Consider the following 4,613-nt stretch of genomic DNA (forward strand, 5'->3'; position numbering starts at 1 on the left):
ACGACCAACTGGTAAGGACCACCGTTGTACAACCACTCATCTAAGGAAGCTGCTTCCCAGATGGGGTAGAAGTGCAAGCCAATGGCGTTGGACGAAGGCACAACGGCACCGGAGATGATGTTGTTGCCGTAGATCAACGAACCTGCAACAGGCTCGCGGATGCCGTCGATGTCAACGGGAGGGGCTGCCACGAAGGCAATGATGAAACAGATGGTGGCGGTGAGCAGGGTGGGGATCATCAGAACGCCGAACCAGCCTACGTAGAGGCGATTTTCGGTGCTGGTGACCCAGTTACAAAACTGCTCCCACAGGTTGGCGCTTTCGCGCTGCTGTAGTGTTGTGGTCATATTTATCAGTGCTTAGATGTATCTAAAGTGTTACGCACGTTTAAGTGCATGAGTTAAGACTACGACAATTATTGAGTTTTGTAAAGGGCTGACTTCATAATTCCTGATTAATTTTTTAAGTTTTTTGGCAGTTTGTTGAGAGTTTTTTCATCATGATGGGAAAAGCCGGTTAGGCGGAACGCTTGTCCCACAAAGCTTTCGCAGGCAGGCATAAAAAAGCCGCTAAACCTAAATCTCATGAGGTAGGCGGCAGAGGGTAATTTGTTTCATTTTTGTTACAAAGTGCCTAGGACGGCTGATAGCGGCTCTCTAGATGTGAGTAGGGTTGTGCGTGACGCATCAGCCGGGCGGCCAGGTCATCGCCCGGCCACCCAAAATGTGCAGGTGGAGGTGATCTACGGTTTGTCCACCATCAGCTCCTGTGTTGATCACCACCCGGTAGCCGTTGGTTAAGCCCTCTTGTTCTGCCACCCGCTTGACGGTCAGCAGCAGATGTCCCATAAGGGCGTGGTCTTGGGATTCCGCATCAGCCAGCTTGGGGATCGGTTGCTTGGGGATCACCAGAATATGGACAGGAGCTTGGGGAGCGATGTCTCGAAACGCTAGCGCCAGATTGTCTTCGTAGACGATATCGGCAGGGATCTCGCGGTTAATAATTTTGCTGAACAGGGTTTCTGGTAGGTCACTCATAGGTCGTGAGAGGTTGAAAGGTTAGGTCATGCTAAGAGTCTGGACGTTTTGCACTTCGTCTTCCTCGGGGTATGGGATCAGAGGATTCAACCGGCCAGAACTGTTGTTATTGTAGGGGCTGCGGCCCGTTCATAGACGGACGGATAGGCAGGCAAGTCGGACGATCAGCCAACATCTCATCTTTGCTACCGATCCCACCGAGATTCTCATAGTTCTGATTGGCAAGACAGGCGATTAGGGCGGATCGCTCTCATCTAGGGGCGCAATATTTTCGGTACGGCAATCATTGAGCCATTGGCGAGTAGCCTCGGCCAGAACGCCATAGCTGGTGTCGCGGGGCGGGGTAATCGGCTGCCCATCTGGATAGTTCGCCAATCGGGAAAACATCATGACGAAGCGCCAACCGCTAGGAGTTTCGGTGAGAAACACCCAGTGGTAATGCTCCAAGAGGCGGGCTTCGGTGGCGGTGTATTGACGTTCAAGGGTGACAAAAAAGACTTGGGGCGGCTCTGCCCCCGTGGTGGGATTGTACTGTCCGGGGCCGAGGGTGAGGGGAGCAAAGTCGGGTTTTTCTGCCAGCAGCACGTAGGACTGTTGGCGATCGCTCTCTAGCAAGCTAGCGGCCCGTTGGCTGGTGCGGTTGGCGTAGCTGGGCAGGTCGCGCAGCAGCAGGGTGGTCAGGGTGTCAAGATCGGCGGGGCAGGCCATGTCGGGCCGGATAAACGTATCGGTTGGTTCATCCGGCATGGGGTTAGCGATCGCGGGTGATCTCGCTGGCCATCCCGTGAGGGCGATCGCCAGCCAGGCGATGAGGGTAGTGTGCAGGTAACGTCCCATGGGTAACCTCGGATAAACCTTGGACTAGAGCGAGTCGTTCATGCAGATCGTCAGCCATCGTCAACCTAGATCGTCACAAATGCGCTGAAACGCTAAAACGGGATCCTCCGCAGCGGTAATCGGTCGGCCAATCACCAGGTAATCGGCTCCAGCCTGCACCGTGGCCTCGGGGGTAAACACCCGCCGCTGATCGCCAGCGATCGCCCAAGTGGGGCGGACACCGGGACAGACCAGTAGAACCTCTTGACCGAGCGACCGCCGCAGGGGTTCCACTTCTTGAGGCGAACAAACGATGCCGGAAATGCCTGCCGATTGGGCTAGTAACGTCAACTGCAGAACATAGTCGGGCAATTCTAGGGGTACCTTCAGTTCAAACGCTAGGGTGCGGGAGTCGATGCTGGTTAACACCGTCACCGCCAAAAGTTGGGGTGCGGGGTATCCAGCGGCGATTGCTCCCTCTTGGGCAGCCTGTACCGCTTGTTCTAGGGCAACTTTGCCAGCCGGCGCATGGACAGTCATCAGATCAACACCGTAGCGCCCAGCGGCCCGACAGGCTCCGGCCATGGTGTTGGGAATATCGTGAAACTTCAGGTCTAGAAAAATGCGCTTTTGGCGGGCTTTCAGTTCCGCCAGAATAGTAGGGCCACAGCTCACGAATAACTCCAGACCGACTTTCCAGAAGGTGACGTCTGGCAAGCGATCCAGCCAAGCGATCGCCTCCTGTTCGGTGGATACATCCAGGGCAACAATCACACGCTCTTGGGGCGATAGGGTCATGGTCATTCTCCTAAGGCACCAGCCGCATAAACCGCTTTTTGCCCACCTGCAGCACCTTGCCCACCAGCTCCTCGGCGGAAAAGTCTAGATCGACATCTTGAATGCGATCGCCATCGAGACGCACCGCACCGCCCTGCATTTGCCGCCGACCATCGCCGCTGCTTTTGCACAGGCCCGTGACCCCCAGGATGTAGAACAGCTTAGCGGGAAACTGCACATCCGCCAGGGAAAATTCTGGCACCGCTTCCGCTTGGGCAGCCTGCCCTTGCACCAGGGTCAGAGCCGCTTTCTGGGCATCGAGGGCCGCTGCTTCGCCGTGGTATTGCTGCACCACATCCAGCGCCAGCAATTTTTGGCGATCGCGAGGATTCTCCGGCAGTTGATCCAACGGCAGATGGGTGAGCAGTTCAAAATAACTAGCAATCAGCGCGTCCGGTGTTTTTTCCAGCTTGGAATACATGGACAGGGCGTCCTCTTGCAAGCCCACATAGTTATTGAGAGATTTAGACATTTTTTGCACGCCATCGGTGCCCAGCAAAATGGGCAGCAGCAGGCCAAACTGAGGTCTCATGCCAAAATGACGCTGCAGATCTCGGCCTACGGCAATATTGAACTTTTGGTCGGTGCCGCCTAGCTCCACATCGGCCTGCACCGCCACGGAATCGTAGCCCTGCATCAACGGGTAGAGAAATTCATGGAGATAAATGGGACTGGCGTTTTTGTAACGTTCAGCAAAGCCTTCCTTGGCCAGCATTTGCCCCACAGTCATGGTGGTCAGCAGGTTGAGGATCTTGGAGAGATCTAGCCCTGCCAGCCATTCAGAGTTGTAGCGAATTTCTAACCGACCAGGGGTTTCAAAATCAAGAATAGGGCGCACCTGATCGAGATAGGTGGCAGCATGTTGGGCCACGTCCGCCTCGGTGAGCTGCCTACGCACGTCAGATTTTCCGGATGGGTCGCCAATGCGGGCGGTAAAGTCTCCAATGATCAACACAGCGGTGTGTCCAGCATCCTGAAAAGCCCGCAGTTTGCGCACGGGAATGCTGTGCCCTAAATGGATATCGGCTCCGGTGGGATCAATACCTAGCTTGACTCGTAGGGGGCGATCGCTCTCCCGCAGGCGTTGTACCAAGGACTCATCCGGATTCTTCGACGCTGGTTGGTCTGGAAAAATTTCGCTGGTGCCGCGATATAGCCACGGCAGGGACTCTGTTTCGTTGGGTGATTGCTCGGTCGTCATACTTTTTGTCCTGGTGCAAAATCCATGCAGATGGCGGGGAGAGCCCCCTAGGGTAGCTAGGCGATGGGGTATATTGCGAATTCTTTGGGAGAATGTCCTAACGCCTCAGCCAAGTTACTATAATTGCAAAACTCCGACCATCACACCAATTTTTCTCCGCCATCGTCTTATTCTGCAACTCACCTGTCTTGTATCCGACTGCGCGGGCTACCATAAGAAGCAAGTGACATCCCTTTGATCAGGGCAGGTCATACCTCTGCCCCCCAACTCCGTCAACCTCTACAGGTTGATAGCTGTTGATCAATCGCAGTCACTATGATTTGAGTCCTTCTGCTCTCCGAGCTTCCGCCCCCGTCCACCTCTTGTGTCGTTAACGGCTAGAACTCCTGTGGCTTCAAACACCGTCCGAAAGGCTACCAGACGTAAACGCTCCAGTACAGCGATCCTTGCTACCGCTGATTTCATCGGGTCAGTCTTGAAAGTGACTACGGGTACCCTCTTGGGGATCACCATGCTCACAAGTTCTGTGGTAGCAGGCGGGCTGGTAGGGCTGGCTGTGAGCTTTCGGAACCTGCCCGATGTGCGGGTGCTGCGCAACTACATTCCCGCAGAGACCACCTACATCTACGACATTAACGGCACCCTGCTCTACAGTCTCCACGACGAGGCCAACCGGGATGTGGTTGCCCTAGATGACATTTCACCCGATCTGAAACGGGCCG

General features: G+C 55.1%; 6 protein-coding genes. 1 reads left to right on the forward strand and 5 read right to left on the reverse strand.

Going from position 1 to position 4,613, the window contains the following annotated elements; translation table 11 throughout:
* From V6D20_04530 to tyrS, 5 genes are all read right to left on the reverse strand, one after another.
* A partial coding sequence (locus tag V6D20_04530) for a hypothetical protein (protein ID HEY9815059.1) occupies positions 1 to 347 on the reverse strand: 347 nt, incomplete at its 3' end.
* Positions 348 to 686: 339 nt separating this feature from the next.
* Positions 687 to 1,037, reverse strand: coding sequence for a histidine triad nucleotide-binding protein (locus V6D20_04535; GenBank protein ID HEY9815060.1), 351 nt, complete (start codon positions 1,035 to 1,037; stop codon positions 687 to 689).
* Between the two features lie 234 nt (positions 1,038 to 1,271).
* Complete coding sequence (locus V6D20_04540; GenBank protein ID HEY9815061.1) at positions 1,272 to 1,874, reverse strand: hypothetical protein; 603 nt, start codon at positions 1,872 to 1,874, stop codon at positions 1,272 to 1,274.
* A gap of 60 nt (positions 1,875 to 1,934) precedes the next feature.
* Positions 1,935 to 2,651, reverse strand: coding sequence for an orotidine-5'-phosphate decarboxylase (pyrF, locus tag V6D20_04545; GenBank protein HEY9815062.1), 717 nt, complete (start codon positions 2,649 to 2,651; stop codon positions 1,935 to 1,937).
* A 10-nt stretch (positions 2,652 to 2,661) separates the two neighbouring features.
* Entirely contained in the window at positions 2,662 to 3,891 is a 1,230-nt protein-coding gene (gene tyrS, locus V6D20_04550) for a tyrosine--tRNA ligase (protein HEY9815063.1), read from the reverse strand.
* Between the two features lie 511 nt (positions 3,892 to 4,402).
* Here tyrS and V6D20_04555 point away from each other — a divergent pair.
* Positions 4,403 to 4,613: hypothetical protein (locus V6D20_04555; GenBank protein HEY9815064.1), on the forward strand; the 211-nt coding region annotated here is incomplete at its 3' end.

Source organism: Candidatus Obscuribacterales bacterium, from assembly GCA_036703605.1.
Lineage (GTDB): Bacteria > Cyanobacteriota > Cyanobacteriia > RECH01 > RECH01 > RECH01.

Bases quoted from the DNA above. Each gene is read 5' to 3' on its own strand.
- V6D20_04535 (HEY9815060.1), bottom strand. From the start codon at position 1,037: ATGAGTGACCTACCAGAAACCCTGTTCAGCAAAATTATTAACCGCGAG.
- pyrF (HEY9815062.1), bottom strand. From the start codon at position 2,651: ATGACCCTATCGCCCCAAGAGCGTGTGATTGTTGCCCTGGATGTATCC.
- tyrS (HEY9815063.1), bottom strand. From the start codon at position 3,891: ATGACGACCGAGCAATCACCCAACGAAACAGAGTCCCTGCCGTGGCTA.
- V6D20_04540 (HEY9815061.1), bottom strand. From the start codon at position 1,874: ATGGGACGTTACCTGCACACTACCCTCATCGCCTGGCTGGCGATCGCC.